22 protein-coding genes and 1 pseudogene are annotated in these 26,811 nt (G+C 57.0%); 11 read left to right on the top strand and 12 right to left on the bottom strand.

The features are described from left to right. The first annotated feature begins 30 nt into the window (after window positions 1-30). Window positions 31-1,266: a TIGR03862 family flavoprotein gene (locus HMPREF1487_RS14780; RefSeq protein WP_010797474.1), complete on the top strand. Its 1,236-nt coding sequence runs from the start codon at window positions 31-33 to the stop codon at window positions 1,264-1,266. Window positions 1,267-1,402: 136 nt separating this feature from the next. After that, the gene (locus tag HMPREF1487_RS14775) at window positions 1,403-1,873 is read left to right on the top strand and encodes a hemerythrin domain-containing protein (RefSeq protein WP_010797473.1); all 471 of its coding nucleotides are present in this window, start codon (window positions 1,403-1,405) and stop codon (window positions 1,871-1,873) included. Window positions 1,874-1,925: 52 nt separating this feature from the next. Here HMPREF1487_RS14775 and HMPREF1487_RS14770 read toward each other — a convergent pair whose 3' ends face one another. Beyond that, the gene (locus HMPREF1487_RS14770) at window positions 1,926-3,242 is read right to left on the bottom strand and encodes an RNA helicase RhlE1 (RefSeq protein ID WP_037030819.1); all 1,317 of its coding nucleotides are present in this window, start codon (window positions 3,240-3,242) and stop codon (window positions 1,926-1,928) included. Window positions 3,243-3,550: 308 nt separating this feature from the next. Between HMPREF1487_RS14770 and HMPREF1487_RS14765 the strand changes: the two genes are divergently transcribed. Continuing rightward, window positions 3,551-4,690, top strand: a complete 1,140-nt coding sequence (locus tag HMPREF1487_RS14765) for a glutathione-independent formaldehyde dehydrogenase (RefSeq protein ID WP_010797471.1) — start codon at window positions 3,551-3,553, stop codon at window positions 4,688-4,690. On the opposite strand, the pseudogene yedA reads toward HMPREF1487_RS14765, so the two are convergent. Next, window positions 4,674-5,610: pseudogene (yedA, locus tag HMPREF1487_RS14760) on the bottom strand (drug/metabolite exporter YedA). The gene HMPREF1487_RS14765 and the pseudogene yedA overlap by 17 nt on opposite strands. Before the next feature lie 295 nt (window positions 5,611-5,905). Here yedA and HMPREF1487_RS14755 point away from each other — a divergent pair. Continuing rightward, window positions 5,906-6,379 carry an Lrp/AsnC family transcriptional regulator gene (locus HMPREF1487_RS14755; protein WP_010797468.1) on the top strand — a complete coding sequence of 158 codons (474 nt, stop codon included), beginning with the start codon at window positions 5,906-5,908 and terminating at the stop codon, window positions 6,377-6,379. A gap of 3 nt (window positions 6,380-6,382) precedes the next feature. On the opposite strand, the gene HMPREF1487_RS14750 is transcribed toward HMPREF1487_RS14755, so the two are convergent. The 3 genes from HMPREF1487_RS14750 to HMPREF1487_RS14740 form a co-directional block, all read right to left on the bottom strand. Next, entirely contained in the window at window positions 6,383-6,889 is a 507-nt protein-coding gene (locus HMPREF1487_RS14750; RefSeq protein ID WP_112297893.1) for a LabA-like NYN domain-containing protein, read from the bottom strand. A gap of 133 nt (window positions 6,890-7,022) precedes the next feature. Next, the gene (locus HMPREF1487_RS14745) at window positions 7,023-7,778 is read right to left on the bottom strand and encodes a DUF2076 domain-containing protein (RefSeq protein ID WP_010797466.1); all 756 of its coding nucleotides are present in this window, start codon (window positions 7,776-7,778) and stop codon (window positions 7,023-7,025) included. A gap of 179 nt (window positions 7,779-7,957) precedes the next feature. Next, window positions 7,958-9,313 carry a Gfo/Idh/MocA family protein gene (locus HMPREF1487_RS14740; protein WP_010797465.1) on the bottom strand — a complete coding sequence of 452 codons (1,356 nt, stop codon included), beginning with the start codon at window positions 9,311-9,313 and terminating at the stop codon, window positions 7,958-7,960. Window positions 9,314-9,445: 132 nt separating this feature from the next. On the opposite strand from HMPREF1487_RS14740, the gene HMPREF1487_RS14735 reads away from it, so the two are divergent. The 3 genes from HMPREF1487_RS14735 (at window position 9,446) to HMPREF1487_RS14725 (ending at window position 12,166) form a co-directional block, all read left to right on the top strand. Further along, complete coding sequence (locus HMPREF1487_RS14735) at window positions 9,446-10,024, top strand: cysteine hydrolase family protein (protein WP_010797464.1); 579 nt, start codon at window positions 9,446-9,448, stop codon at window positions 10,022-10,024. Window positions 10,025-10,059: 35 nt separating this feature from the next. Continuing rightward, window positions 10,060-10,704 (top strand): YciC family protein, encoded by a 645-nt coding sequence (locus HMPREF1487_RS14730; RefSeq protein ID WP_010797463.1) that lies wholly within the window; start codon window positions 10,060-10,062, stop codon window positions 10,702-10,704. A gap of 118 nt (window positions 10,705-10,822) precedes the next feature. Then, window positions 10,823-12,166 carry a response regulator c-di-GMP phosphodiesterase, NosR family gene (locus HMPREF1487_RS14725; RefSeq protein WP_010797462.1) on the top strand — a complete coding sequence of 448 codons (1,344 nt, stop codon included), beginning with the start codon at window positions 10,823-10,825 and terminating at the stop codon, window positions 12,164-12,166. A 16-nt stretch (window positions 12,167-12,182) separates the two neighbouring features. On the opposite strand, the gene HMPREF1487_RS14720 is transcribed toward HMPREF1487_RS14725, so the two are convergent. Further along, entirely contained in the window at window positions 12,183-12,722 is a 540-nt protein-coding gene (locus tag HMPREF1487_RS14720; RefSeq protein ID WP_010797461.1) for a DUF2058 domain-containing protein, read from the bottom strand. 259 nt (window positions 12,723-12,981) lie between these two features. On the opposite strand from HMPREF1487_RS14720, the gene HMPREF1487_RS14715 reads away from it, so the two are divergent. Next, a complete protein-coding gene (locus HMPREF1487_RS14715; RefSeq protein WP_010797460.1) occupies window positions 12,982-13,905 on the top strand; it encodes an aspartyl/asparaginyl beta-hydroxylase domain-containing protein in 924 nt (307 codons plus the stop codon). A 19-nt stretch (window positions 13,906-13,924) separates the two neighbouring features. Here the strand turns inward: HMPREF1487_RS14715 and mazG are convergent, their stop codons facing one another. The 4 genes from mazG to cysM form a co-directional block, all read right to left on the bottom strand. Then, a complete protein-coding gene (gene mazG, locus HMPREF1487_RS14710; RefSeq protein WP_010797459.1) occupies window positions 13,925-14,758 on the bottom strand; it encodes a nucleoside triphosphate pyrophosphohydrolase in 834 nt (277 codons plus the stop codon). An 86-nt stretch (window positions 14,759-14,844) separates the two neighbouring features. After that, the gene (gene relA, locus HMPREF1487_RS14705; RefSeq protein ID WP_010797458.1) at window positions 14,845-17,088 is read right to left on the bottom strand and encodes a GTP diphosphokinase; all 2,244 of its coding nucleotides are present in this window, start codon (window positions 17,086-17,088) and stop codon (window positions 14,845-14,847) included. A gap of 194 nt (window positions 17,089-17,282) precedes the next feature. Then, window positions 17,283-18,629: a 23S rRNA (uracil(1939)-C(5))-methyltransferase RlmD gene (rlmD, locus tag HMPREF1487_RS14700; protein ID WP_010797457.1), complete on the bottom strand. Its 1,347-nt coding sequence runs from the start codon at window positions 18,627-18,629 to the stop codon at window positions 17,283-17,285. 26 nt (window positions 18,630-18,655) lie between these two features. Beyond that, window positions 18,656-19,555: a cysteine synthase CysM gene (gene cysM / locus HMPREF1487_RS14695; RefSeq protein ID WP_010797456.1), complete on the bottom strand. Its 900-nt coding sequence runs from the start codon at window positions 19,553-19,555 to the stop codon at window positions 18,656-18,658. Window positions 19,556-19,826: 271 nt separating this feature from the next. Between cysM and HMPREF1487_RS14690 the strand changes: the two genes are divergently transcribed. Continuing rightward, the gene (locus HMPREF1487_RS14690; RefSeq protein WP_010797455.1) at window positions 19,827-22,595 is read left to right on the top strand and encodes an ATP-binding protein; all 2,769 of its coding nucleotides are present in this window, start codon (window positions 19,827-19,829) and stop codon (window positions 22,593-22,595) included. A 176-nt stretch (window positions 22,596-22,771) separates the two neighbouring features. Then, window positions 22,772-25,027: a putative bifunctional diguanylate cyclase/phosphodiesterase gene (locus HMPREF1487_RS14685; RefSeq protein ID WP_010797454.1), complete on the top strand. Its 2,256-nt coding sequence runs from the start codon at window positions 22,772-22,774 to the stop codon at window positions 25,025-25,027. On the opposite strand, the gene dinB is transcribed toward HMPREF1487_RS14685, so the two are convergent. Further along, complete coding sequence (dinB, locus tag HMPREF1487_RS14680) at window positions 25,010-26,071, bottom strand: DNA polymerase IV (RefSeq protein ID WP_010797453.1); 1,062 nt, start codon at window positions 26,069-26,071, stop codon at window positions 25,010-25,012. The two genes, HMPREF1487_RS14685 and dinB, sit on opposite strands and share 18 nt — an antisense overlap. Window positions 26,072-26,212: 141 nt before the next feature. On the opposite strand from dinB, the gene HMPREF1487_RS14675 reads away from it, so the two are divergent. Beyond that, a complete protein-coding gene (locus tag HMPREF1487_RS14675; RefSeq protein WP_010797452.1) occupies window positions 26,213-26,452 on the top strand; it encodes a hypothetical protein in 240 nt (79 codons plus the stop codon). Between the two features lie 3 nt (window positions 26,453-26,455). Here HMPREF1487_RS14675 and HMPREF1487_RS14670 read toward each other — a convergent pair whose 3' ends face one another. Then, complete coding sequence (locus tag HMPREF1487_RS14670) at window positions 26,456-26,764, bottom strand: hypothetical protein (RefSeq protein WP_010797451.1); 309 nt, start codon at window positions 26,762-26,764, stop codon at window positions 26,456-26,458. Window positions 26,765-26,811: the final 47 nt, after the last annotated feature.

Here is a 26,811-nt window from a genome sequence, read left to right as displayed (position 1 = left end):
GGCGGGCTTTCTCTACCTGCGATGGCTGTCATGTCCCCACACGTGCCTACTCATTCCCGTACCGCCGCCATTATCGGCGGTGGGCCTGCCGGCCTTATGGCTGCCGAAGTTCTGGCCGGTACTGGTGTAACAGTAGACGTATATGACGGTATGCCCTCAGTCGGACGCAAGTTTCTTCTGGCCGGGGTAGGCGGCATGAACATTACCCATGCCGAAGACCAACCCGCCTTTCGCTCCCGTTACCGCGGGCGTGAAGCCCCCCTTTCCCGCTGCCTCGACGGATTCGACAGTCATAGCTTGCGAGATTGGATTCATGGGCTGGGCATCGAGACGTTTGTCGGCAGCTCAGGCCGCGTCTTTCCCACAGACATGAAGGCCGCTCCTCTGCTCCGAGCCTGGCTGCATCGCCTGCGGGAAGCAGGCGTTCGCATTCATACGCGGCACCGCTGGCTGGGCTGGGACGAGCACGGCGCCCTGAGTTTTTCCACTCCGGCGGGGGAAACCTGCCTGCGCGCCGGGGCGACAGTCTTGACCTTAGGTGGAGCCAGCTGGCCGCGATTGGGCTCCGATGGGGTGTGGACAGGATATCTTGAGGAGCAGGGTATTGCCCTTGCCCCGCTGCAACCAGCCAACTGCGGTTTTGAGGTCGCTCAGTGGAGCGATCATTTACGCAGCAAATTTGCCGGCTCGCCTATCAAGCCTGTAGCCATGATGCTTAAAGACGGTACTCGCCGCCAAGGCGAATTCGTGCTGACTGAGACAGGCATTGAGGGCAGTCTGGTCTATGCCCTGTCGGCTGAAATTCGCACCGAACTGCTTCGTACCGGCTCCGCCACCCTATACCTGGACCTTGCGCCTACCAAGGAACAGAGCGCGCTTGCCGCGGCGCTAAGCAAGCCGCGCAAAGGCAAGTCCATGGCCAATCACTTGCGTGCCCATGCCGGGCTGGAAGGCGCTCGCTCTGCCCTGCTGCGGGAGCTGGCTCCCGCCAAGGCGTTTGATGACATGCAGCATCTGGCAGCCGCGATCAAATCGTTACCGCTGACTGTAATCCGCCCCCGTCCTATCGAGGAAGCCATCAGTTCGGCCGGCGGCGTGCCGTTTGAAGCGCTGAACGAGCAGCTCATGCTCAACGCCCTGCCGGGCGTGTTCTGTGCCGGTGAAATGCTGGATTGGGAAGCGCCTACGGGAGGCTATCTGCTGACGGCCTGCTTTGCTACTGGCCGTACCGCCGGCCTGGGTGCTGCAGCCTGGCTGAACCGGTAACCGTTTATTGTGCGGCCTTGATCACAGCCCTCCTGTCGGATGCCCCGAACCGCCTCGTCATGCCCATGGTCAGCTCTCATAGAGCCCGTGACGAGGCTTACTACCGTGCTTATCCTTATGATGAGAGAGCCTGACCATGAATGCTATCGACCTCCTGAAAAACGATCATAAAACCATTCTCGATATTCTTGAGCAGCTGAGCAGCACCTCCGAGCGCGCTGTTAAAAAGCGTCAGGATCTGGTGCAAAAGCTTGAACACGAGCTGACACTTCATACGCATATCGAGGAAGAAATTTTCTATCCGGCGTTCAAGGCGGCGGGCAAGAAAGAAGAAGCAAAGATGTATTACGAAGCGATTGAAGAGCATCGGGCAGTCGACTCGCTGGTGTTGCCGCACATCAAGGCTACAGCGCCTGATAGCCTGGAGTTTTCTGGCCGTGTGAAAGTGGTCAAGGAACTGCTTGAGCATCACATCGAAGAGGAAGAAGAAGAGATGTTCAAGGATGCCCAGGAATTGCTGGCGTCCCAGCTGGACGAGCTAGGCACACAAATGCAGGAGCGCAAAAAGTCGCTCAAGCAAGAGCTCAACGCACGCAAAGCGGCTTGAGCCCTGACCGTCTCTGTAACGCCGGACGGTGTTACAGAGACTGCACGATCACCTACTTCTTCTTGCCGAACCCAGGAATCTTGCGAACCGGCTTTACCGACGGTTTGTCGTTCTCGATCCAGCGCCCCAGAGGCTTCCCGCTTTTAGCGTCGCTCACTGAGCCTACCTTGGGTTTCTTCGGCTTCTTCGGCTTTTTCATCACAACGCCACCAGGACCGGTTTGCGGCACCTTGTGATCAGGGATGAAATCCGGCTCGTCCCGTCGCGCAATGGTTTGTCCAATCAGCGTCTCAATGGCTGCCAAGTGGTCGACTTCATCGGCAGCTACCAGAGAAACGGCCGCCCCGGTCGCACCGGCACGCCCTGTACGTCCAATGCGGTGGACGTAATCTTCCGCCACGATGGGTAGATCCAGATTGACCACGAGCGGCAAGTCCTGAATATCCAGACCTCGTGCGGCCACGTCAGTCGCCACCAGAACATCCGCTTCACCCGCCTTGAACCGAGCCAGCGCACGCAGACGAGCCGGTTGAGGCTTGTCGCCATGAATCGACTCGGCACGAATACCTTCCTGCGTCAGCGTTTCCACCAGCTGGTCGACACCCTTACGGGTCTTGGCAAATACCAGCACCTGCCCCCAGCGCTTTTGCGCATAGAGGTGGCAGAACAGTTCCGCCTTACGCTTTTTGTCCACGGGAATCAGCCACTGCTTGACGCTCTTGGTGGTCGTGTTGCGCGGACTGATATCGATGGTCAACGGATCGCGCAGCAGTGGCTTGGCCAGATCACGAATGGCCTCGGAGAACGTAGCGGAAAAAAGAAGTGTCTGCCGACGCTGGGGCACCATGACAAAAATCTCGCCCAGCTCGCGGGAAAAGCCCAGATCCAGCATTCGATCCGCTTCGTCGAGGATCAGCGTCTGTACCTGATCAAAGCGCACAGCGTTCTGGTTGAACAAATCCAGCAAACGACCTGGCGTGGCGACCAGCACATCCACCCCTTTACGCAACTTCATCATCTGCGGATTGATGCTGACGCCGCCATATACCACCGCCGTACGCAGCGGCAAATGCTGCGCGTAATCACGTACGCTGGTGTGAACCTGCTCGGCGAGTTCGCGGGTTGGCACAAGAATCAATGCACAGACTCGGTTCGCCGTGACTGCCGGGCCCTCCTGAACGAGGCGCTGCAGTGTCGGCAAAGCAAAGCCAGCTGTCTTGCCTGTACCCGTCTGGGCCGCGGCAAGCAGATCGCGGCCTTTGAGTACCGCAGGAATGGCCTGAGCCTGGATCGGAGTCGGAGTGGTGTGTTCCAGCGCGTCGAGCACACGCAACAAAGGCTCGATCAGGCCGAGTTCGGCAAAAGTCATGACGCTAACCGCAATGAAGAAAAGGACGAAATTGTAGGCGCCAAGCAACGTAGCGTCGAGCGCGGCCATCGGAGCGGTAGACAAACGCCGACTCCTGCCCTTCCGAATGAATGCTTTTGCACCCCGTTTTGAGGGATACGCCGCTTTAATGGATCTTTTCTTGAACGCTCAGCTATTCGTGCAGACCAACTCTTAAAGGATGCCCTGGACGTCTCAGGCGGTAACCCTCATGTATGGCCTTACCGATCAAGGATTTGATGAATTCGACTGGCACAGCCAGATATCGAACAATCCAGCAAGGAGACTCCATGAAAGCTGTCGTTTATAACGGCCCTCGTGATGTCAGCATCAAGAATGTCACCGATGCCAAGATCGAAAAACCTACAGATGCTCTGGTGCGTATCACTACTACCAACATCTGCGGCTCTGACCTTCACATGTATGAAGGCCGTACCAGTTTTGAACAAGGCCGCATCCTGGGCCACGAAAATCTGGGTCAGGTAGTCGAAATCGGCTCGGGTGTTGATCGCGTCAAGGTCGGTGATTATGTATGCCTGCCCTTCAACATCGGCTGCGGCTTTTGCGAGAACTGCGAAAAAGGCCTGACCGGATTCTGTCTGACCGCCAACCCCGGTAGTGCGGGTGCTGCATATGGCTTTGCGGAAATGGGCCCTTATGAAGGCGGCCAGGCTGAGCTGCTGCGCGTTCCCTACGCCGACTTCAACTGCCTGGTACTGCCCGAAGATGCCCAGGAGAAAGAAGACGATTACGTCATGCTCTCCGACATCTTTCCCACCGGCTGGCATGCAACCGAACTGGCGGGCCTTTTACCGGGTGAATCAGTCGCCATCTACGGGGCCGGTCCTGTAGGGCTGATGGCTGCTCACTCGGCCATGATCAAAGGGGCTTCGCAGGTCTTCGTGATCGACACGCACCCTGACCGGCTCGCATTGGCCGAGCATCTGGGGGCAATTGCCATCAACGGCGCAGAAGGCGAGGCGGTCGAACAGATTCTCAACAAAACCAATGGCCGAGGTACGGACCGCGGCTGCGAGTGTGTGGGCTATCAATGCTGCGACCGCCATGGTCATGAAGCCAATCACCTCACCATGAATAATCTGGTTGCCTCGACCAAGGCGACTGGAGGCATCGGCGTAGTGGGTGTTTTCATACCGCAGGACCCAGGCGCACAGAATGAACTGGCAAAGGAAGGCAAAATGGCCTTTGACTTCGGTCAGTTCTGGTTCAAGGGTCAGCAGATTCGGACAGGTCAGGCCAACGTAAAGGCCTACAACCGTCGCCTGAGCGCCCTGATTCATGCTGGACGCGCCACTCCCTCGAAGATCATCTCCCATAGCCTCAAGCTGGACCAGGCCCCGGACGCCTATAAGCATTTCGATGCCCGGGACGATGGCTGGACCAAAGTGGTGCTCAAGCCTGCGGCTTGACTTCCGCCTCGGCAAGGTTCGCTTTGCGAGCCTTGCCTCTCGCCCGCCACTGTGGAAGCCCGACCAGTATCACGGCCGCCACGATTACTATCATGGCCATCCATTCCGCCTGACCTATCCTTTCCCCAGCAAACACAATCCCCAGTAGCACCGCCACGACCGGATTGACATAGGCGTAACTGGTCGCTGCGGCCGGTCGTACATGTTTTAGCAGATACATGTAGGAGCTGAACGCGATGATCGAGCCAAACACGATGAGATACCCCAACGCCAACCAGCCGTCCATGGTCGACGGTGTGGTCAACGGCTCACCGCTGAGACGGCTGCCAATGAATAGAATGCCTCCGCCCACAATCATCTCGACGGCACTGGCCATCGGCCCTGCCGGCAGTGGCAGATGACGGCTCCACACTGAACCGAAAGCCCAGCTGGCAGCTGCAAATAGGGTAATCACCGCCCCCAGGGGGGGTCGTCTGCATGTTCTCGCCCAGGTTCAGCAGCAGAATGCCAATGAATCCCAAGCCAATCCCAGCCCATTCGAGCCGGGTATTGTGCTGTCCCCAGAACAGGCCGAAGCACAAGGTGAAGAGCGGTACCGTAGCCACAGCCAGCGCGGCTACTCCAGAGGCAACCCCCGAGTGTTCGGCCAGGGTCACACCGCCATTTCCGCAACTGAGCAGCAGAAACCCGACCAAGCCGCCACCTACCCACTCACGCCGTGTCGGCATGGGGGCTCCTCGGGAAAGTTGCCAGACAAATAACAGGCTGCCAGCAATCAGAAAACGTAAACCGGCCATCAACAAGGGCGGCCACGACTCAACACCGATGCGAATGACCAGATAGGTCGAGCCCCAAATAACGTAGAGCGCGAAAAAAGCACACAACAAAAGCAACAGCGAACGGCTATCCCGGGCAGGCATGGTGGCAACTCTTATGATTGAAATCCTGGTAGCTGAGTCGTACAGGTGATCAAGAACCGGAAAACGTATTCAAGCAGCAGGCTCCTTGCTATAGGAAGCGGCCCTCTCGGCCAGGCGCAGCGTGCAATCCTGAATACGGTCAGAGTCGATCAGCGGCTTACGAACCAGACCATTAGTTTAGAAAGAGCAAGCGAGCGCGTTAATGCGATAAGCTTGTTTTTTCTGCCCCCCCGCCTTCGTTTCAAAGGTCTTTTGATAAAACAGGCGAGGTTTCCAAACCGTCACAGGAGGACGTATGGATCACTATGACCGACAGATCATCAATGCCTTACTGGAAAATGGCAGAGCCTCGTTTGCCGATCTGGCGCGGCGAGTTAATCTGTCGGCTCCTGCGGTAGCAGAACGTGTCGCGAAACTGGAAGCCAGCGGTGTCATTACCGGCTATCACGCGTCGGTCAACCTCAAAGCCCTTGGCCAACCAATCGAATGTCTGATTTCAGTAACACTGAACAAGACCAGCAGCGACAAACTGTTCGATGAGCTGGCCGCGATTCCGCAGCTTATCGCCTGCCATCGCGTAACGGGTGAGTCCTGTATCGTGCTGCGGGCAGCCGTGGCAGACATGGCTGAACTGGAGGCGCTCATCGATCGGCTGATGCGCTACGGCATGAGCAAGACGTCGATCATTCTATCGACGCCTTTCGAAAGACAGACTCCAGCCAAACTATATCCGGCAGTCGAGGACGCTCGATCCATCCGCCGCGCCTGATGTTCAGCGCAACAGCAAACCGTCCTCGATGACGACGTATTCGTCCGCTGCCCGGATCAAGGCATGCGCCGTGAGACCAGGAGCGCCATAGACACGGGTATGAACGCCGTAACACTCACGGACCTTCTCCAGCAGGAGGTCAAAGTCACCGTCTCCTGAAGCCAGGACGATTTCATCGACCTTGGGCGCAGCATCGAGCACATCGATTGTGATACCTACGTCCCAATCGCCTTTGGCGGAACCGTCACTGCGCTGAATATAGGGTTTGAGCTTTACCGTAAAACCCAGATTACGCAGGATCTGCTGGAACTGTTGTTGCCGGCTGTCTCCTCGCTCGATGGCATAGGCTGACGCAAACACCAGTTCGCCCCGTTGCGAGATTTCCTTTAGGAAGTTCGCGTAATTGAAGTGGCAGCCATGCGTATGGCGAACCGTGTAATAGATATTCTGAACATCGACGAACACAGCAATCTTCTTCACAACACTCCCATCGACTAACGTCGCGTACATCAAGGTCATTTCTGTCCGGGTCACTCCGCCCCGATACGCTCCTCTACCACCGGCCTGAAGCCGTTTTTACAGAATAGGTCACTTGAAACGACAAAGGCAGCCAATTGGGCTGCCTTTGCTTTCGAACGGTCGATTAGATGAACTGATCGTCATCCCCACCATCGTCAAAAAAGCCACTGTCGTCGCTTCCGTAGTCGGCTTGCTGGAAGCCGCCGTCACCGTAGCCATCATCATAGCCGCCAGCGTCGCTGGCCGGCGTCAAACCACTGTCCTGGCCCCCAGTATCGCTGGCCAAGTCTGCCGCAGGTTCTTCATTGATGATGTTGACGATTTCCTGCGGCTGGGAATCGTGAAACATGCTGGAAATAGTTTCCGCCAGCAATACACCGCCGGCCACCCCCACAGCAGTCTGCATTGCTCCCCCTAAAAAGCTGCCCGCTCTGGAGGGCGCAGCCGGTGCGGCATTGTAGCCATACCCTGGATTAGGCTGACCATACCCAGGCGCCTGGCCATAGGAAGGCGCCTGGCGCGGGCCCGGGTCGGTCCAGCCACCACGAGGTGCCTGAGCTTGTGCCTGACTCTGCGATCGCGACTGCTCCTGCTGGGAGCCGCCACCAAACAGGTTGGACAGAAAGCCACCGCTGCTCGGCTTGTTCTGCTGCATCTGCGCCACCTGCGCTTCCAGATCGCGCACCCGCTGATCCAGACGTTTGAGTGCCGCTTCCTGGATCAGGATGACCTGAGCCATATAGTACGGTGCGGCGGGCTGTTGATGCAGGCGTTCCTGAATATAAGCTTCAGCCTGAGCGTCGCGGCTGGCGGTTTGAGCCTCCGCATCCTTGAGGCGCGTAAACAGGCCTTCGATCAGTTGTTTCTCTTCAGATTGCATGTGACCTCCCGAAGACGGCCAAGAAACGAAAACCCAGGCGCCGTATACCTGCACAGGTGTTCGTGAATGTCGAGTCATGGTCCGCTGGCAGATCGGTTTCTACCAGCGGACCGGCCCTTTATAAATGCCGGTCAGCCCCGGATATTTCAATTCTGTCCCCGCAGCCATTCAGAATCGATTCAGCTCGACGCCTCCTTGCTAGGCGGCGTGCCGCGGAAGGCATCTTTCTGCTTGACCTCATCCAGCTTTACAGGCCGACCGGTTCGCGCCGACTCATACAAAGCTTCCATGATGCGCTGATCCTGTAGCCCCTCCTCACCGGGGGTGTAAGGCTTCTTGCCGGTTACAACGCATTCGGCGAAATGGTCCATTTCGATAGCGAACTGGTTCTTGTCGGGGGCATTGATCTGTTCCACCACCGGCGCGACGAACTCCGTCGTGTTCTGCGACTCCTGACTGCGCTTGAGCTGAAGGTTCCGGTAGGAAAACGCAGGGTCCATTTCTACCCATCCCTTGTCCCCTACGACCCGATAGCGTTTGGAATTGAATGTGGAGTAGCTGGTCATGCACTGCACGTGTACACCACTGGGGAATCGCATCTGCCAGAGCATGGCCTCCTCGACTTCCTTGAAGCGCGGGTCATCCGGCGTGCTGTACTGCGTGGCGAACACCTCGACCGGCTCTTCGCCCAACAGAAAGCGCGCGGTGTTCAGGCAATACAGGCCTATATCCGGCAAGGCCCCACCACCGGCCAAGGCTTTCTTGTGCCGCCATTGGTCCACATTTTCCTTGGACTGATTCTGACAGTTCGCCATCTCCAGCAGCTTCACAGTGCCAAGCCCGGTTCCGTTGCGCAGCCACTCCATTACCTGGCGATTACGCGGCTCATACTGAATGCGATAAGCCACCATCAATAACCGATTGGCTTGAGCGCAGGCCTCGATCATTTCCTGGCATTCCTTTACGGAATTGGCCATGGGCTTCTCGCACAGGACATGTTTGCCCGCCTTGGCGGCTCGCAGCGTAAACTCATGGTGCATGCTGTTGGGCAATACGATATAGACGACATGCACGTCCGGGTTATCACGGATCTGATCAAAGCTCTGGTAGTTGTAGAGACCACTTTCGGGCACGTTGTACATCTGGGCGACACGCATTGCCTTTTCGCGATCTCCGCTGACCAGCGCGGTCACCTTGCATCGCTTGGAGGACGCAAAGGCTGGCAGGATCTCCTCAAGCGACAGCCTTCCCAGGCCCACAACTGCAACCCCGACACGCTGGTCACGTCCCAGTTGAACCGGCATGTCCGTCTTGTCGCTTTTGCCTTCCTGCATATGCGGCAGTGTAATGGGCTTGGGCAACTGCTCTGCTGGCTGGCCCGCCCCGCCCGTCGGCACCGCCTGGGCAGCGCCCGACGTGTTCTGGGCCCAGGCACTGTTGCTGGCCAGGCCAAGCACACCGGCTGCTACCGCACCCTGTCCGGCATACATGAGAAATTTACGACGTCCGCCCAGACCATCTGACGCATTGCTCATAAGGCTCTCCTGAAAGTAGGCTTTGTGTTCAGAAGGCCTGCGAAACGCGCAAGTTCCTCGCGTTTGTTACAAGACATGGACAACCGACCAAGGGCGTGTACAGTTTCCAGCTCCCCACCTTAGAGCGCTTTCATGACCACAGAGCCCGCCGCCCTACTGATCATTGACCAGCAACAAGGTATCCAGTCACCCGTGCTGGGACCACGTAACCACCCTGAAGCTGAGCAGCGAATCGCGGCCCTGCTCACGGTCTGGCGTGAACAACACTGGCCGATCGTTCATGTGCGTCATATCTCACGTGATCCGCAATCTGTTTTCGCACCGGGCCAGCCAGGCGCAGCGTTTCAGCCACGCTTGTGCCCGTTGCCCCAGGAAATGGTCTTTGAGAAGAACGTTACCGATGCCTTTATCCATAGCGGCCTTGAGCGCTGGCTACATATCCGCGGCATCAAGCAGGTTGTGATTACCGGCGTAGCCAGCGAGAATTCAGTGGAAGCAACTGCCCGGACGGCCAGCAACCTGGGGTTTGCCACACGTGTGGTAGAGGACGCCTGCTACACCTTTGCCAAGACGGACTTTTATGGCACTCCCCGAAGCGCCGAAGAGGTTCACGCCATGGCCATGTCCAACCTGCAACAAGAATATGCCGACGTCATGACGACAGCCCAGCTGCTGTCAGGCCTCGGTTTTACCCTGTCAGAAAACGGCTGATAAAAGCCGTTCCGTTCTTATCGGACAAGCGAGTCATGACGCCTTTCAATATCCTGCGCGATGCACTGTATTTTTTCTCCCGCCACCTGGTTTCGCTGCTGATCCTTTGCCTTCCCTGGCTGGTCATAGAAAGCGTGGCACGCTGGCAGGTGGTTCAGCACTTCGGCACTGAAGGAGGCCTTTGGGAGCTGCTGGTCGGTGTGATGTTCTATCCGATCTACACCGGCTCACTCATCCTGTTCTTGAATGCCCGTAGCCATGGCCATATGCCTCCAATTACCGAGCTATGGGGTCATGCCCTTCGTCTATGGCCCCGCTTCGCCATCATGGCGGGCCTGGTTGCCTCGCTGGTCGTGCTCGGCTTTTCGCTGATGATCGTGCCAGGCTTTCTGGTCATGGTGAAGTTTGCCTTTGCCGAGCCCATGCTGGTCCTGCGTGGCATGGCCCCGCTGGAGGCCATGAGCGCCAGCTTCCAGAAGACTCGCGGACATTTCCTGACCCTACTGCCGCTGATCCTAATCACGCTTCTACCCGCCTGGCTGCTGGATGCCTGGATCAGCAGTCAATTTAGCGATACGCCAGCCCTGCAAATCATTTTGCAGAGCCTGTCTGGTCTGCTCCAGCTCATCTCTTCGATCGCCATATTTCGCCTGTTCATGATGGCTGACCGTTCGTCTTGAAGCCATCAAGTCTCAAGCCAGGCGGCCGCTACCCTTAAGGCGGGTCCTCCCATACAGGCGGGGCTGGATCCCGCCATAACAATAAATACGCCTGATCAGCCTTGCGGAGTATGTCGCGATGAGCGAGCTCCTGACTGTCCCTGTATCATCGCCTACCGTGCTGCTCGTTGATGAAGACCCCAGCACCCTCTCTCACCTTGAAGCTTTACTAGCCAGCCTGAGTTGTACGGTTTATGCCGTCCATAATGGGCCAGAAGCGCTAGCACTACTGGATCAGCACCCTATTGATTTGGTTATTTCCGACGCGCTTATCGCGGGTGTGGATGGCGCCTCCTTTATGGCTGCCGTACAAGCGCGCAACCCCGGCTGTTTACGTATTCTACTGACCAGCCAGCCAGACCTTGCCACATTGATCGATGCCATAAATGCAGGCGAGATCTATCACTATTTCAGCAAGCCATGGCACCCTGAGGAATTACGGCTGAATGTGCAGAAAGCACTTGCCTATCAGCAGGCACGACATGAGCGGCATCGGCTCGAAGCGCTTACTCGAGACCAGAACGCTCAGCTTCGCCAACTTAACGAGACCCTGGAAAAACGGGTCGAGGCACGTACTGCCGAGCTTCAGCAAACGGCAGACATGCTCGATCTCTCTTTCGCCGAGCTGCATCGCAGTTATGTCACCAGTACGGAAGTCTTTTCCCTACTTATCAACCAGCGACTGCCCAAGGACAAGCAAGCGAATGCGCAAGTTATCGCCTTGATACGTGCCTACTGCGAGCAATATACGTTCGATGAGAGCACCACGCGTGTCTTGTCAATGGCGGCTGCGCTATACAACATTGGAAAACTGCCGTGGAGCGATGCGCTGATTACCACGCCCTACGAACACCTGCATCCCAACGAGCGAGAAACCTACCGTCATTATCCGGCCAAGAGCGAATCCCTATTGATGGCGCTTGAGCCTTTGCAGGATAGCGCTCACCTGATTCGTCATCATCAGGAGCGCTGGGACGGTAACGGTTTTCCAGATCACCTCAAGGGTGAAGCAATTCCGTTAGGCGCTCGGTTACTCAAGCTTGCCATCGACTTCGTCGAGCTACAGCTGGGCTTGGTTATGGATAGACGCCTGAGTCACGATGAGGCGTTGCTATTCATACGCAAATACGCAGGCAAACTGTACGATCCTGAACTGGTAGAACCCTTCATCAAGACCTGCATACACTGTCTGCCCCACGTACGAATTGGTGATCCTAATATCCATGCGCTGAGCACACACCAGCTCAGGGCCGGCATGATCCTGGCCAGCAACCTTCATGCTGATAACGGCATGCTGTTATTGAATGAAGGTAAAGTGCTGACCTTGCCCCTGATTGACAAATTGATCGCATTCGAAGAAATCGAAGGCGGACATTACACAGTGCTTGCCAGGCTTCCTGCCCAAAGAGACTCGGCCGCATAAGCGGCCGGATCCTGGCTTACCACATCAGATCGTCAGGAATCTGATACGCCGCATATGGATCGTCCGCATCTGGCGCTTCATTCTGCACATTGAGCAGCACGACTCGGCGTGGGTCACGCTCCTGGATGCGCTCAGCCGTTGCGCGGGGTACTACATCATAACGGCCTTCGTGTCGCACGATCCCCAGGCTACCCTTGCTCAGCTTCTCACGCATCAAGGCATTGACCGGGACGCGCTTGACCTTCTTCTCATCAACGAAATTATAGTAATCGTCGCTTTCAAGCTTTGGCAGGCGACTCCCTTCGATCAACTGCTTGATCTGAGCCTGCTCAGCCTTGCGCCGCTTCTTTTCTTCCTGTTGACGATTAAGCTCCTGATCCCGGGCAAGCTTTTCAGCCTGGGCCTGTTGGGCAGCCAGTCTCTGGGACTCATCCTTCTCAGCCTGCCCGCGGTGCTCCATACGGGTTTGCTTCTGCTTTTGCTTGGTAGCCTGCTTGGCTTGTTTCTCGTTGACCAAACCCGCCTTCAGGAGCTGGTCGCGCAAAGACATACTCATGGGTGCAACTCGTTCTAAAGCCCGTCGGGCGGGCATGTTACGTTAAAAGACGCATAGTACCCGGACGGTCGGCCCCTAGGCCAGCCGACAATCGGAATCGTCAATGTTCGCCAACTATCCTGTGCATTGATTTTGCGCAGTGCAAGCATGGGTATAGAGTGAAATAATCACCACCATATAGTCAGCGCGTTAATATTGGCACACTACGCCACTGAAATGCTTAGCCTGCTAACCAGCTCAACCTGAAAAGCCGAGCCCCATGATTACCTTTATTATTCTTGCCCTGTTCGTTGCCAGCGTACTGTTCGTACATCTGCGCGGCCGCTCACGCCTGCCATTCTTGCGTCAGCTGGTCAATCATTCTGCGGTCTTCGCGCCCTACAATTCTCTGATGTATCTGTTCTCCAGCGTACCCTCCAAGCCTTACCTTGATCGTGAGCGTTTCCCGGAACTGGATGTGCTCAAGGACAACTGGGAGGTCATTCGTGAAGAGGCCATGCACCTGTTCGACGAAGGCTATATTCGCGCCGCCGAGAAAAACAACGATGCGGGCTTTGGCTCTTTCTTCAAGAAGGGCTGGAAGCGTTTTTACCTGACCTGGTATGGCGAGCCGCTGCCTTCAGCCCAGACGCTCTGCCCCAAGACCGTCGAACTGGTCAGTCGCATCCCTAATGTAAAAGGTGCCATGTTTGCGCTGCTGCCCGGCGGCAGCCATCTGAACCCGCACCGTGATCCCTTCGCCGGCTCCCTGCGCTACCACCTGGGATTGTCGACTCCCAATTCGGATGCCTGCCGGATCTACGTAGACGGCGAACCCTATGCCTGGCGGGACGGTGAAGACGTCATGTTCGACGAAACCTTCGTGCACTGGGTCAAGAACGAAACGGAGCAGACACGGGTCATCCTGTTCTGCGATATCGAACGTCCGCTCCGCTCGCGTCTGCTGACTGCCATCAACCGTCGCGTCAGTCATTTCCTGGGCAGCGCCACTGCGCCTCAGAACGTTGATGGAGAACGTGTAGGCGGTATCAACCAGGCCTATGCCTTCAGCAAGCGCTTCGGTGATGCATTTGGTGGCATGGTTCGCAGCTTCAAGCGTCGCCACCCCAAGGCATACAAGGTGCTCAAGCCTGTATTGGCCATCCTGGTCTTTGCCCTGCTGTTGAAGTGGATCTTCGGCTGATCCATCTGTGCCAAAGCGCTCAACGGGGCGCTTTGGCCGCTCGCTCCTTCGCCTTGGCAGCATCCCATAACGCATCCAGCTCTTCCAGCTCACATGCTTCCGGACGCTTACCCTGCTCGCGCAACGCCTGCTCGATGAAGCGGAAGCGCCGCTCGAACTTGCTGTTGGCACCGCGCAAGGCATTTTCCGGATCGACCTTGAGATGGCGGGCCAGGTTGGTCACCACAAAGAGCAGATCACCAACCTCCTCAGTAATGTGCTCATGATCCTGCTCGGCCATGGCCTCGATAACTTCGTTCAGCTCTTCGTGCAGCTTGTCGATGATGGGCTCTGCGGCCGGCCAGTCAAAACCTACTCCAGCTGCACGCTTCTGTAGCTTGGCCGCACGAGACAGCGCTGGCAGCACAGCAGGAACGTCATCCAGCAGAGAGAGCTGCTCTGGCGTCTCGGCCTTTTCGGCACGCTCTTGCGCCTTGATTTCTTCCCAGCGCTGCTTGATGGCTTCCTCACTCAGACGGGGCTGATCCAGAGGGCCATAGAGATCGCCGTCGGGGAATATATGCGGGTGGCGCCGCACGAGCTTGCGGGTAATGCTGTCTACGACGTCTGCAAACAGGAACCGGTGTTCTTCCTTGGCTAGCTGACTGTAGTAGACGATCTGAAACAGCAGATCCCCCAACTCATCACGCAGCTGCGCATAGTCGCCCTGCTCGATGGCATCGGCTACCTCGTAAGCCTCCTCAAGCGTGTGCGGGATGATGCTGGCGTAGGTCTGTTTGAGATCCCAAGGGCACCCATGCTGCGGATCACGCAGTCGGGCCATGAGATGAAGCAGATCGTCGAGGCTATACATAGGTCGTCCTTACAATCGAAATACGGTCAATAAAAAGGGCGAGCTTACGCTCACCCTTTCATGGTCATACACGGCTCCGGCGGGGCTCAGGTGGCACGATTACGACGGGCTTCTATGATGTTAGGTAGCTGGGAGACACGTCCCAGGAGCCTCCCCAACGCATCCAGCCCTGGAATCTCGATGGTAAGCAACATGTTGGCCGTGTTCTCTTCCTTGTTGGAACGCGTGTTGACTGCCAATACGTTGATGCGCTCGTTGAGCAGCACTTGCGAGACGTCACGCAGCAGCCCCGGGCGGTCGTAGGCCTTGACCAGGATATCCACCGGATAGGTTTGGACAGGCACCGGCCCCCAGCTGACCTGAATGATACGCTCGGGCTCACGGCTGGAAAGCTGCAGCGCATTCTGGCAATCCTGACGGTGAATGGTGACGCCACGGCCCAGCGTGATGTAGCCGACAATGGGATCACCCGGCACCGGTTGGCAGCACCCGGCAATCTGAGTCAGCAGGTTGCCTACACCGTTGATCTGTACATCGCCCCGCTTGCCCGACTTGTGCGGAGACGGCTTGCGCTGCAAGAGATCAAGTGGATCGGTCTCCTTCTCTGGCTCGACCAGCTGCTGAGCCGCATGCATGACATGGGCAAGACGCAGGTCACCTGCTCCCAGGGCAGCCTGCATATCCTCTGCATTCTTGTAATTGACCTTTTCGGCGAGCGTGTTGTAGTCCACCGGCGGTAGCGCCAGACGAAGCAACTCTCGATCGATCATGGCCTTCCCGGCAGCCACATTCTGATCACGGGCCTGGAACTTGAACCAGTGAACGATCTTGGCCCGAGCACGCGAGGTCATTACATAGCCCAGGTTCGGGTTGAGCCAGTCACGACTGGGTGAACCCTGCTTGCCGGTAATGATTTCTACCTGCTCACCTGTCTGCAGCGTGTAATTGAGCGGCACGATGCGGCCATTAATCTTGGCGCCCCGACAGTTATGCCCGATTTCAGTGTGCACACGATAGGCGAAATCGAGTGGAGTAGCGCCCTTGGGCAAATCGATGGCATGCCCATCCGGTGTAAACACATAGACCCGGTCAGGTTCGATATCTACCCGCAGCTGCTCGGCCAGGCCACCGATATCACCCAGCTCCTCGTGCCATTCCAGCACCTGCCGGAGCCAGGAGATTTTCTCTTCGTAATGGCTGGAGGCCGATTTGACATCCGTCCCCTTGTAACGCCAATGAGCGCACACCCCCAGCTCCGCCTCCTCATGCATGGCATGAGTACGGATCTGCACCTCAAGCACCTTGCCTTCAGGGCCGATCACCGCCGTATGCAAAGAGCGGTAGCCGTTTTCCTTGGGGTTGGCAATATAGTCGTCAAATTCCTTGGGAATATGGCGCCACAAGGTGTGGACGATCCCCAAGGCGGTATAACAGTCGCGGATTTCAGGAACAAGCACACGAACCGCACGAACGTCGTAGATCTGGCTGAAATCCAGACCTTTTTTCTGCATTTTTCGCCAGATCGAGTAGATATGCTTCGCACGACCGCTGATATCCGCCTTGACGCCCGTTGCAGCCAACTCCTGCTTGAGCTGCTGCATGACATCGGCAATGTACTGCTCGCGATCGAGCCGGCGCTCGTGCAGCAACGTGGCGATCTGCTTGTACTGAATCGGCTCCAGGTAGCGGAAGGACAAATCCTCCAGCTCCCATTTGATGTGGCCGATTCCGAGGCGATGCGCCAACGGTGCATAAATATCGAACACTTCACGCGCGACGCGGTTGCGGCGTTCATCCGTGGCGTTCTTGACCGCCCGGATCGCACAGGTACGCTCGGAAAGCTTGATCAAAGCCACGCGGACATCGTCCACCATGGCTACCAGCATGCGGCGCAGGTTATCCACCTGGGCCTGGGTGCCCAGCACCATTGATTGCCGCGGATTGAGACTGGCACTGATCGCCGCCATGCGCAGCACGCCTTCAATCAGCTTGGCCACAACCGGGCCGAAACGCTTGCCAGCTTCTTCCAGGCTCGCCTTGCCCTCGCGTACGGCGCGGTAGATCAGCGCGGCGACAAGGGAGTCCTGATCCAGTTTGAGATCTGCCAGGATCTCCGCCATCTCCAGCCCCGTCTGAAAACTGGAGGTACCCGGAGCCCACAAGTGTTCGGAGGGTGCGGCCTCTGCTTCGGCCGCACGAGCGAATTCGCATGCTTCCAGCAAGGCCTGACGCTCGAAGTTCGGGTCCATGCTCTGGACGTGATCGAGCCATGCCTCGATGTTGATGCTGCCATCATTATTGACGGGTTGATGCGCTCTGACCTGTACCATCTTACGTTCCTCGGCGCTATTTATTGCGCCGTTTAAGTCCAGCCATCAACTGGCCGATTACGCGAGGTTCAGGCTAAACGAAAAAACACGTATTCAGGTGATCTGCGAGTGATCGGAATGTAAAAGGCCATTACAGTCCCGAATACAGTCACACCGGACTCACCCTCATTCATTACTTTTCGCTAGACCTGCCCCTACCTCGCTACAAACAAAACCATCGCCTCGACATGCGCCGTCTGCGGGAACATGTCCAGGATTCCAGCCCGCACAGGAACATACCCCTGACGAACCAGTTCGCCTGCATCCCGTGCCAATGTAGCGGGATTACAGGACACATAGAGCACACGCTGTGCACCCAGTTGCTTCATCTGCTGCACTACGGCCAACGCGCCATCACGTGGCGGGTCCAGCAATACGGATGAAAAGGTCTGGCCAAACCATGGCGCATCGATAAGCGGCTTCGACAGGTCTGTCTGGAAAAAGTGCGCGTTATCCAGGCCATTGGCCCGGGCATTTTTACTCGCACGCTCCGTCATGACGGAAACGCCTTCTACGCCAACCACGGCATGCACATGCTGCGCCAATGGCAGGGCGAAATTGCCAAGTCCGCAAAACAGATCGAGCACCCGCTCATTCGGCTCCGGCGCAAGCCAGTCAAGCGCCTGTACAATCATCGCCTCGTTAACCGATGCATTGACCTGTACGAAATCACCCGGACGGTAGGCAATCGTCAGGTTCCATGGCTCCAGTCGGTAGCTAAGTGCTGCCTCGGGCTCGTCGGGATACGGCTCACCTTCAGCCTGCCACCAGAGCTGAACCGAGTGCTCCGTGCAGAAATGCCGCAGATGATCACTGTCACGCGGCGAGAGCAGACGCGTGACCCGCACCAGCATGGCGCAGGCCGTCCCTTGAAACAGCTCGACGTGACCAATGGCTTGCGGCTGCTCCAACCCGACAAGTAAAACCGGTAGCGCCCTGGCAATAGGCTGCAATGGCTCAACCAGCACACCACAGGCCTCCAGCGGAACGATATCCTGGCTGGCAAGCGCCCGAAATCCAACATCCAGGCGGCGAGCCTTGGCATCCCAGCGCACCGCGATGCGTGCACGACGCCGATAGCCCAGCTCTGGGCCATGCAGTGGCGCAGCCCATTCATTGGGCGTCACGCCGGCAAATCGCTGTAGTTGCTCGGCCAGCGTACGCTGCTTGAGGGCCAGTTGAGCCTCATGCGGAATATGCTGCAAGGTGCAGCCACCGCAACGACCGGCCATGGCACACGAAGGCAGGCGTCGCTCGCCACTAGGCTCAAGCACCCGCTCCACACGTGCCTCAACCACCTGGCTTTTGGCAGACAACACACGTGCCTCAACCGTTTCCGATGACAAGGCACCCGAAACGAACCAGGTCCGACCTTCGAGATAGGCGATACCCCGGCCATCATTGGCCATCTTCTCAATGGTCAGGCGCTGTTTCTTGCCGACCGGAACCGACGAGGCCCGGCTACCGCCGCTCGGCTGAAAACGCAGCCCTTTTGCACGCATACTGTTCTCTTGAATCAAACCCGCGTTTAACGCGGATCATAAACACCAGTAGAAAGATAACGGTCACCACGATCACAAATGATCGCCACGATGACTGCATTCTCAACTTCTTTGGAAATACGCAGCGCAGCCGCTACGGAACCACCCGACGATACGCCGCAGAAAATACCCTCTTCCCGAGCCAGACGGCGCATCACGTCTTCCGCCTCTTCCTGGCTCATGTCGACAATACGATCCACACGCGTGGCATCGAAAATCTTTGGCAGGTACTCCTGCGGCCACCGGCGGATACCGGGAATGGCGGCACCTTCGCTCGGCTGCAGTCCGACGATCTGCACCTCAGGATTCTGCTCCTTCAGGTAGCGCGACACGCCCATGATGGTACCGGTCGTACCCATGGAACTGACGAAGTGCGTGATGCTACCGCCGGTCTGCTGCCAGATTTCAGGGCCGGTCGAGCTGTAGTGGGCAGAAGGGTTGTCCCCATTGCCGAACTGATCCAGCACCTTGCCCTTGCCCTCGGCCTGCATACGGGTCGCCAGATCACGCGCACCCTCCATGCCTTCTTCGCGACTGACCAGGATCAACTCGGCGCCATAAGCCGTCATGGCCGCCTTGCGCTCGGCGCTGGAGTTATCCGGCATGATCAGAACCATGCGATAACCCTTGATGGCTGCAGCCATCGCCAGGGCAATGCCCGTATTGCCCGAGGTCGCCTCGATCAGTGTATCGCCCGGCTGGATGTCACCGCGCAACTCGGCACGCGTGATCATCGACAAGGCTGGCCGATCTTTTACCGATCCGGCCGGATTATTGCCTTCCAGCTTGACCAGTAGGGTATTGGATGTCTCACCGGGCAGGCGCTGCAAACGCACCAGCGGTGTATTGCCGACGCAGTCGGCAATGGTCGGATACTGCACGCTCATGGAATTCGCTCGGTTCCGCTGCCTTTGAATAGGCCTCTATGATACCGGCAAATGAGGGGCGTTCCCTAATCTCATGATGCGCGGGATGAATAAAGGCGATATCAGGTCGTCTTTTCCGCAGCCTCTGGCCGTGAGCTGACACCACGACTCCAGCATTTTCGGCCTGTTTACTCCCGCGGAGAACCGTTTAGCGACCATCCGCCACAAAATCGTCCCGGCAATCGAAACAACTGTTTTACACTTCCCCCATTGTTGCTCTGGAGACGGGTAAGTGCTGAACGAGTTGGGAATCAAGGGCCGCATCCTGCTGCTGAGCCTGCTACCGACGTGTGTCATGGCGATGGTGCTGGGCGGTTACTTCAGCTGGGTTCAGCTATCCGACATGCGGACGGTGCTGGAAGAGCGCGGCCAACTGATCGCCGAACAGCTTGGACCACTGGCCGCGCCTGCCCTGCTTCGGGATGACCGGGTCCTGCTCCAGCGCATTGCCCAGGATGTACTTGATCAGGCCGATGTACGGGCTGTCGAGTTCATCAGTGCCGACCAGAAAATCCTGGCCCATGCCGGCCCTCGTATGACAATCGCCATTCGTAACGACGATGGCGAGACCGCCAGCCTGCGCAGCGGCCTGGATGTCACACACTTCCATCTACCCGTTCAGGCCCGGCATCTCAAGCTCATTACCGGTGAGGTCAACATGCCCAGCTCGCACCTGCTGGGCTGGATCGATATCGAGCTGTCTCACCATGCCACCCTCCTGCGCGGCTACCGCAATCTGGTGATCAGCCTCCTTTTGATCATCTTCGGTCTCTGCCTGACAGCCGTGGTAGCTGTCCGTATCGGTCGCAGCATCAATCATCCCCTGCGCATCATCAGCGATGGCGTGGGTCATCTCAAGGACGGTCAGCTGGAAACCCGCCTGCCCAAAGACCTTGGCAGTTACGAGCTGGATACCTTGGCCGACGGGATCAACCGTATGGCCGAAGCCATGCAGAACGCCCAGGAGGAAATGCAGAACAACATCGACCAGGCCACGGAAGATGTGCGGCAAAACCTGGAAACCATCGAAATCCAGAACATCGAGCTGGATCTCGCCCGCAAGGAAGCCCTGGAAGCCAGCCGGATCAAGTCCGAATTCCTGGCCAATATGAGTCATGAGATCAGAACGCCCCTCAATGGCATCATCGGCTTTACCAATCTGCTGCAAAAAAGCGAGCTGACGCCCCGGCAGCAAGATTATCTCGGCACTATTCAGAACTCTGCTGAAAGCCTGCTGGGCATCATCAATGAGATCCTGGACTTCTCCAAGATCGAAGCCGGCAAGCTGGTTCTGGAAAGTATTCCTTTCAATCTGCGCGACATGATTCAGGACACCATGACTATTCTGGCGCCAGCTGCACATGAAAAGCAGCTGGAACTGGTCAGCCTGATCTACCGTGACACTCCGGTCCATCTGGTAGGTGACCCCCAGCGCCTGCGCCAAGTGTTGACCAACCTGGTCAGCAACGCCATCAAGTTCACTCACGAAGGCACTATTGCTGTCCGCGCCATGGTGGAAGATGAAGACGATGACCATGCCCAGCTACGGATCAGTGTTCAGGACTCAGGCATTGGTCTCTCCGAGCAAGATCGGGACATGCTTTTCCAGGCCTTTACCCAAGCAGATAATTCACTCTCCCGACAGGCGGGGGGCACCGGCCTGGGTCTGGTCATCTCCAAACGTCTCGTCGAGCAAATGGGCGGCGAAATTGGACTGGAGAGCGAGCCCGAGGAAGGATCCGAGTTCTGGATCACCATCAACCTGCCCAAATCGCGCAATCCGTTGGAAACCCATCGCCGACTGGCCTTTGCCGGCCGCCGCGTAGGCCTTGTGGAACCACACGAGCTGACACGCCAATCGCTACGTCATCAGCTGGAAGATTGCGGTTTGGAGGTGGTCGAGTTCGAGACGCTTGAGCAGCTGACGGAAGCCGTTTCCAGGCAGCGGAAAAGCGAGGCCGCCATCACGCTGGCCGTACTTGGGGTAAGTTCCAGCACCCTGCCACCTGATCTACTGACTGAGCGCGTCTGGCAGCTGGAGCGGCTGGACTGTAACTCGCTGATCTTCTGCCCCACGACCGATCAGTCCGTGTTCCATGCAGCCTTACCAGATGTGCATTGCCAATTGCAGGCCAAGCCCGCCTGCAGCCGTAAACTGGAACGAGCCGTCGGTGAGTTGCTCAATCAGCGGCCGACTCGTCCTGAGAATACTGCCCATACCCGAATTGACCGCGCACCTCGCCTGCTCTGTGTTGACGATAACCCCGCCAACCTGCTGCTGGTCGAAACGCTTCTTACCGACCTTGGCGCTGAGGTCACGGGTGTCGACAGTGGTTATGCCGCTGTCGAAGCGGCGCAGAGGGAGCGCTACGACCTTATCTTCATGGACGTACAGATGCCTGGCATGAATGGCCGACAGGCCACTGAAGCGATTCGCGCCTGGGAGGTGGAAAGCGAACATCCGCCGGTACCTATCGTGGCATTGACTGCCCACGCCATGTCCAACGAGAAGCGGGCCCTGCTTCAGGCAGGCATGGATGATTACTTAACGAAGCCCATCAGTGATCGGCAGCTTGCCCAGGTGGTGCTCAAATGGACTGGTCTGCGCCTTCAGCAAAACGATACTCAGGAGATGAGCCCGCTGTCCTCTTCCGGGGCAGACATTGCCAATCTGGCCATATTGGATGAAGACGAAGGGCTGCGGCTGGCCGCAGGCAAGGCCGATCTGGCCAGTGACCTGTTGACCATGCTGCTCGCCTCGCTGGCAGCTGACCGGCAAGCCATCCGCTCGGCCCGAGAGAATGGTGACCGCATCGGCCTAATCGAGCGGATCCACCGCCTGCATGGCGCAACCCGCTACTGTGGAGTTCCTCAGTTACGAGCCGCGTGCTATCAGAGCGAGACATTGCTCAAACAAGGCGCCCCTACTTCATCGCCCATTCTGGACGAGCTTGATGCCGCTATCGTGCAGCTTTCGACCATGTCCAAAACACCTATATAACGGAGTGATGCCAATAGGCCAACTCAGTGTTCAAGGTTTCACTCCTTTGTAAACACTATATAGTAGGCAGCTATCTTTTCGATAAACGGCGTTCATTCCATGGCGCCATTATCGTGACACCTTAAATCCGGTATGCGATATTCGCCGCCGCTTAACTGTCAGACAGGCTATCTATAGTGATTCATCGGCTCCGACGTTTTTTATTGTTGGATGAATCCAGACAAACCCCAACACCTGACTTTATCTGGAAAACCAGCACGCTGCGGGTACTGGCACTCAGCAGTATCGTGCTGGTTGCCCTTATTTTCATCCACTGTACCTATCAGGCACTAGAGGCCGGTCGCCCTTACGTTCTGATAATGGAAGCCGTCTTTCTTGGCGCCTTCTTCAGCCTCTTCGCTTTCAGATCACGCTCCTATCGGCTTAGCGGTACGGTCTTGATCTTCGTCCTATACGCACTCGGTCTGTGTAGCCTGTTCTTCGTCGACTACAAGCAAGCCAAGGCTGGCATCCTTATTATTTATGCCACACCGCTGCTGGCGCTGATCTTTTTCAACTGGCGCGTTTATCTGGTGCTGTGCGTCGCCAATCTGCTGCCTCTTTACCTTTTGTTGAGCGACACCCCCATACCTCATCTGTTTGGCATAAACCTGTCGTTGAACTACACGCGCAACTACCTGCATTTGCTTCTGTTCATGCTGTTCAACGTGTGTATTCCGCTTGCCATTGCTCGTCTCATAACCACCTTGGCCAATGCGCAGCGACGCCAGCATCAGCTCAATCAGGCGCTGCAATACAGCCAGCAACTTTACAATGAGGTGTTTTCCCACCTGGGCGCCTTTCTGCTCTGCCGAAGCGATGGACTGATCCTCAAACTCAATGACGAAGCGGCTGCCTTGCTGGGGCTACCAGCGCGGGTAATCGAGAGTCAGGTTTATTTGGGCAATCTAGTACGCAATGAACAAGGTGAGCCGGTCAAACTGGTTCCGGACGACTCCCTGCAGGAATGGCAGGTCCAGGGTAGAACTAAACCTCGCTGGCTCAATCTTCGTATCAGCCAGCCGACATCCAATCAGAATGTACTGGTAAAACTGCGTGACATTACCCATCTGCATGCTTTGCAAAGCGAACTGCGTAACTCCGAGCGCCTGAGCATTCTGGACCCGCTGGTAGGCGTACTGAACCGCAGCGGCGCCATCAAGAGACTGGAGCAGGCAATTGGCCAGACGGGCTCGAAGCCACTGGCCGCGCTGACCATTCGCCTTCCTCACCTGACCTACATCAATACCAAGTATGGCCTGGACGTCGGCGATCAGTACCTGCAGGCCTTTGCGCACCACCTGAGTCGCTTGCCACGAAAGAATCTGGTAGCTCGCCTCAAGGGCGCCACGTTTCTGGTGGTTCTCACCGAGCTGGACAGCATCGAAATCGGCCTTGATCGGCTACATGAACTCAAGAGCAGCCTACCTCCGCATTTGCAGATCGACCGACATCTTATTGATGTGGCGCCTGATCTTGGAACCGCGTTCTATCCTCAGGATGCGACCAATGCGCTGCAATTGATCGAGCGTAGCAGTCATGCGCTCAAGAATCCCCATGGCGATACGCTGCTACCCACCTATGACTCCACCCTGGCGCAGCGCACGTTCGAGCGAACCGAGCTGTTGCTGGAACTGAGAAAGGCCATCGAAACCCGCGCCCTTTTTCTTCACTATCAACCTCGGGTCGATGCTCAAGGCAACCTTCACAGTGTGGAAGCACTGGTACGCTGGACGGACCCCAACGGCCGTCCCGTTCCACCCGATCAGTTTGTCGCCATAGCCGAGGAAAGTGGACTGATCCATACGCTGGACGCCTATGTTCGTGATATGGCATGTGCCCAGATTGCACGCTGGAAACGCGACCTGGGTACCGCACCACTGGTGGCAGTCAATCTGTCCGCTCAGGAAGTCGCAACGGAAGGTCTGGCCGAAAAGTTTTCCGGCTGCCTGCAACGATACGGGCTGACCCCTCATGACCTGGAAATCGAAATCACTGAAAGCAGCCTGCTTCATGAAAACGAAACCACGCTGACCAACCTCAAGACCCTCGAAACCAGCGGCTATCGACTCACCATGGATGACTTTGGCACTGGCTATTCGTCACTCAGCCGCCTGACCCACTTGCCTATTTCGAGCTTGAAGATTGACCGCTCCTTCCTGGCCGACGTTCCTGGCAGCGAGCGCCAGGAAACGCTGATCAAGACCTTGATCGCCCTGGCGCGCCTGATGGATCTGAAAGTCGTTGCCGAAGGGGTGGAAACCAATGAACAACTGGCGCTCCTGGATAGCCTGGGATGCGATCTCTACCAGGGTTACCTGTTCTCCCGTCCGGTCGATGCGTCCACGTTGACCGAGCGGTATCTGGCGCCCGGGTTACTCTTCAAAGAGTGACAATTGGCGGGCGCCCTCCCGCAAATCGATCAGTCTTACCCCTACGCCCAACAGGCGAACCGGCTTGCCTCCCCGCATGAAGGCCTGGGTCAGAAGCCGTCGATAACTATCGATATCCCGCCCAGCCCCGGCCTGCTCAAGGGTGGTTTGGGTAAAGTCGTGAAACTTGACCTTGACGAAAGGTTTTTCCGGCCGGTAATGGGTATCCAGTCGGCCAAGCCGCCCGGCCAGCTCTTCAAGCAAAGCGGGCAGCTGGGCCGTACAGGCGGCCAGATCAGGCAGGTCATGCTCGAAGGTGTTTTCAACACTGACCGACTGACGTCGGCTATCCACCTGGACCGATCGTTCGTCAATTCCCTGAGCCAGATTCCACAGCCGCTCGCCAAACAGACCAAACTCCTTGATCAATGCAAGGCGTCCCCACTCGAGCAACTGCTCGCACCGCTCGATTCCCAGGCGCGTCAGCTTTTCAGCCGTCACCTTGCCTACGCCATGCAACCGGGCAACAGGCAGAGTAGCCACAAACGCGGCCACTTCCGGTGGGGTAATAACAAACAGCCCGTTCGGCTTGCGCCAGTCGCTCGCAATCTTGGCCAGAAACTTGTTTGGCGCCACACCAGCTGAAACAGTGATATGAAGTTCTTCCCACACACGTCGGCGAATCTCCTGCGCAATTCGGGTTGCACTGCCGGAAAAATGCGGACTGTCCGAAACGTCGAGATAGGCCTCATCCAGGGAAAGCGGTTCGATCAAATCGGTAAAATCACGAAATATCGTATGGATCTGACGCGATACCGCCTTGTAGACATCAAAGCGCGGGCGCACAAAGATAATGTCGGGGCACAGCCGCTGGGCTTGATGGGAGGCCATTGCCGAACGCACCCCGTATGCACGCGCCTCATAATTGCAGGTTGCGACCACGCCACGCCGATCGGGAGTACCACCGACGGCGATTGGCCGGCCTACCAGGCGAGGGTCGTCACGCATCTCGACGGCGGCATAAAAACAGTCGCAATCGATATGGATGATTTTTCTCTGCGTCATACCCTCATGCTCGACAGGTTCGCTAACACCGCTGCGCCTGTATTATGCGCTATACGCCCTTACCCACCCAGCGGTTCTCCGAAACTTTAGCGGCCTCGCGACACTCGGAATTCTAGAACATTACGATAACCAGGAGCCGCCATGACTGATCGCACGGATAAACTCGACAAGTCCCATGACCATGATCAGGTCGCTAAACGCGACGAAGCTCATGCACAGCGCAAGCTACCCGAAGAGGCGGTAAGCGATCTGGAAAGTCCTGAGCCTGGCACTCATACCATCGACAAGGTCATCACTCCGGTATCGAACAAGGAGCTGGACAGCCAGGTCGGTGAGTTGAACCGTAAGCTGGATGAAGTCGAGAAAAAGCTGGATAAATAAACTTTACAATAGGCTGATAGTGTGGGCCCTGACTACCACCGTCTCCTGACGAAACCGGGTCTCGAGCGAGGCCCGGTACTGCTGCCACCACACCTGCTCCAGCGCGTCGGCCATCACCTCATAAATGATCAATTCATCCCGTACCGTATGGCTTTCGTCTTCCTGCCATAGTCCTTTCGCCGGAGCCTGGCTGAATGCCGTCAACCCGCCAAACTTTTCAACAAGCTCATTGCGCACCTCACTAAATAGCGTTTTAGGGAGATCGCGGCCATCGTTGTCATAAAGGGGCAGCAGCAATTGGATCAGGTACATGGTCAGCCTCTCGAATAGATGAATGTAGCGGCATAGAGCGTCTTGAA

Source organism: Pseudomonas sp. HPB0071, from assembly GCF_000478505.2.
Taxonomy (GTDB): Bacteria; Pseudomonadota; Gammaproteobacteria; order Pseudomonadales; family Pseudomonadaceae; genus Chryseomonas; species Chryseomonas luteola.
This window is presented reverse-complemented; position numbering and strand designations above follow the sequence as displayed.